This is a genomic window from Ectothiorhodospira sp. 9100, from assembly GCF_022227565.1.
Classification (GTDB): domain Bacteria; phylum Pseudomonadota; class Gammaproteobacteria; order Ectothiorhodospirales; family Ectothiorhodospiraceae; genus Ectothiorhodospira; species Ectothiorhodospira marina.
Map to the genome: position 1 here is coordinate 1 of NZ_JAJNAN010000094.1, position 3,312 is coordinate 3,312.

A 3,312-nucleotide genomic window follows, 5' to 3' on the forward strand; every position below is an offset into this window, starting at 1 on the left:
TGACTACCGAAAGTTCTCTATAAGTATCTGATTAATAAGTCAAAAATAAATTTTCTAAATTTTGTTGCCCCCAGAGTTGCCCCCGGTATCGCATGAATAGTATCTGGGCGTTCGGACATCCCTCTCTCCCGATCGTCATCATCAAAGAACTTCGGATAGGCTTTGGCGCATCCTGGAGAGAACTGACCCCGGAGCTGTGTGAGCCTGCGATGGATTACCTGGATGCCTCCAGATGTGGGTTGACCGATGCTTTCTCCCCGCTGCCCGGGAATACAATCGCAACGTCGGGCAGGACGATCCCCTTGACCACTGACTGACGCCGCGCCCCCTTCACGAGATACCGGTGGACATTGGTTCCATCCGGTCGCTTTTGGTGGGCTCTGAGCTTCATGAATCGCTTCTGTACATACTCCCAGCTGCCATGGTCCGGGTTCTGGCTGGCGTAATCCTTGAACACTGCCGGGCTCACCAGCAGCACGCCTTCTTCGACGACGTGGATGCGTGCGTGCGGGGTATTGAACTCCATGCGGCGCGCGAGGGCCTCTCGCTGTAACCATTGAAGGAAGCATGATCCGGCCTCGGCGGGGCCATCATCATCTCCGGGGTGCTCGCCCTGTAGTGAGTCCGTGACGGATGCGGGATCCAGGACTGGCGCGTGTTCGTTGTCTGGCCTTGGGTCCTCCAGTTCTGTCGGAGGGGGGTTGTCTGTGACGATCGGCGGCGCTGCTTGGGTAGGTGAGGGAAGATCACCGAGCGGATCCTGTGGGGCATCGCGTTGGTCTGGTTCAGTCGGTTCGTGGGCAATGTCCTCGCTCGCGTCCGGGGCTCTCGGGGTGACGGTCCCCTCAAAGCAACCCGGACGACTGTCCGGCTCCGCCCAGATGCGCCGCACAGGAATCCGGATCAGGGTCAGTTCATGTGACCATCCGGCACCGGCCACCGTGGTATGCCAGATGGCGCGCTCGTCGCAAGACTCCAGTATCCCGTGCTCCTGGAGCGTGTCGTAGATGCGGTCGTTGGAGGAGGGGATGCCGGAATGACCCTCGGCGATGAGGTGGGCTCGCAGGGCATCAATGGCCCGTTTCGAGACCAGCCAGAGATCATGCCCCACCAGCCATCCGGCAGCGCCATTGCGATTCAGGGGCAGTTCACCTTGATCAAGCAGGTATCTCAGGCCGGTCACCAAGCGTTCCCATAACGGCCTGGTTCTGGTGGGCGCCACCCGGGGTGAATCAGCGGCGCCCAGATTTCTTGCCACCGAGAGTCCATTCGCCTCCTGGATGATTTCACCCAGGGCGCCCGCTTCATTCATGTCACCGGCAAGGGTCGCCACCGATTGGGCGAAGAGTGCCTGGTCCGATGCCAGCCAAGCCAATCCCCGGGCCGGCATGATGTGATGGACCAGCAAGGAGGTGACCCGCTCATGAAAGCCATGACACCGGCGTGGCCGGTAAGTCACCGTGTAGGCCTGGCAGTGCGGCAGGCCTGTCATGGGGCCGGCCAGGGGATCCCAGGTGCCGATGGATTGGCCATCGGCCCGATGGAGGGTGACCCACTGATCCACCGCCGGTTTGCCCAGGTCATGGAGCAGGGCAGCCATGGCCACCGCATAGGTCCACAGATCATGCTGCCTGGCAATGCGCTCAGGCTCGCCGCCGATCGGCAGCAATCGCCCCCGGCGGATCAGCAGTGCCTGGTGGACCACCTCCAGGGTGTGATCCAGCAGTCCGCCAAGACCTGCGTGATGATGGGCCTGGGAGGCAGGCAATTGCTGCACGAAGCTGGCGTATTGCCGGAGAGGCCACAAGACCAGGGCCTGATGATGTGGGCCGGGCAGACCGGTCAATCTGTCGATCTGGGCGAGCACGGCCTGGCGGTGTGTGGGCGTGAGGAGGGTTTGCGCGTCCTGGATCCGTATCAGGGGCGATGGCGATCCTACCGCGTCCGTGCCGGGAAGGGTTCTGCCTGGCTGATGGCCCAGTGAGCGCGTGATCCAGGAGGTCAGGGCGTTCATGATGGCATGGTAGGGCGGTGGCGAGAGGTGCCCAAGCGTTTATGGTCTATCGGGAGAAGGGGGGTTTTAGGGTATTCGTGTGCGCCTGGAAGGTTGAGGTGCCTGGTGCGTTGAGGGAGAATCAGTGGGCTCCTGATGGTCTTCGAGAATCGTGTCCTCGCGGATTGGCTGCCGCTCGGGGTTCACAGGGAGGCCGCTGTTCACCCCACGCGTTTGACCACCTCCACCTCGGCCAGCGAGATTGCACACCGATGCGAGACCTGCACGGGGTGATGCTGGCCAATAAGCTGGTTCGTATGCGGTAGGAAATCGCGTGATGATGCACCCAATCGAGGATCTGCTTGCCCAGCCCGAGGGCAAACAGCTGGAATTCAAGCGCGATCTCTCATCTCCCAAGCCTTTGCTGAAAACGCTGGTGGCCTTGCGGCTGTTGATGCCGTATCAAGGGCGTCTGGTACCCAGTGTGGGCGGCATCCTGCTGTTTGGTCGTGAGCGTCAGTGGCATTTTTCAGATGCCTGGGTGCAGTGCGGTCGATTTCGTGGCACGGACAAGATCGAGATCTTCGACCAGACGGAGATCCATGAACCCCTGCCGCAAGCCGTCCACAGCATCGAACTGTTTCTCAAGAAGCACGCCTTCAAGAGCGCGGAGTTCGGGGCCATGCGCCGCCGGGACGTGTGGAGCATCCCGCTGACCATGCTGCGTGAGGCAGTCGTCAATGCCCTGGTGCATTGCGACTACTCGCAGCAGGGCAGCCCGATTCGGATCGCGTTTTTCGATGATCGTATCGAGATCGAAAGTCCCGGCCTGCTGATGCCCGGCATGACCATCGACGAGATGAAGCGGGGCGTTTCCATGATCCGTAATCCTGTGATCGCCCGCGTGTTCCGCGAGCTTGGGCTGATCGAACAGTGGGGGAGTGGCGTCAAGCGTATCTTTGCCGAGGCGGCGGCCCAGGGGCTGCCGGAGCCACATATTGAAGAAATTGCCAATCGCATTCGGATGAGTGTCTGGCTGGCAGCGCCGGTGGTTGTGCCAGAAAACGCCTCATTGACCCAGTCATTGACCCAGTCAGTGACCCAGTCCGATGCACTCCTCCCTATGCTTCAGTTATTACGCGAGGGTTCGCAGTCATCAGGAGAACTTCGCCGACACCTGGAACTTCGGCACCGTGCCCATTTCCGCCGTCATTACCTTGTGCCCGCGTTGCAACGGGGACTCATCGAGATGACACTGCCCGAGACACCAAACAGTCGCCTGCAGCAGTACCGCCTGACCGCAAAGGGCCAGCAATACC

At 60.8% G+C, this 3,312-nt stretch carries 2 protein-coding genes; one reads left to right on the forward strand and one right to left on the reverse strand.

What is annotated here, in order from left to right:
* Positions 1 to 214: 214 nt before the first annotated feature.
* Positions 215 to 2,014, reverse strand: a complete 1,800-nt coding sequence (gene mobH, locus LPW29_RS14950; protein WP_238628673.1) for a MobH family relaxase — start codon at positions 2,012 to 2,014, stop codon at positions 215 to 217.
* Positions 2,015 to 2,330: 316 nt separating this feature from the next.
* Between mobH and LPW29_RS14955 the strand changes: the two genes are divergently transcribed.
* A partial coding sequence (locus LPW29_RS14955; protein ID WP_238628674.1) for an ATP-binding protein occupies positions 2,331 to 3,312 on the forward strand: 982 nt, incomplete at its 3' end.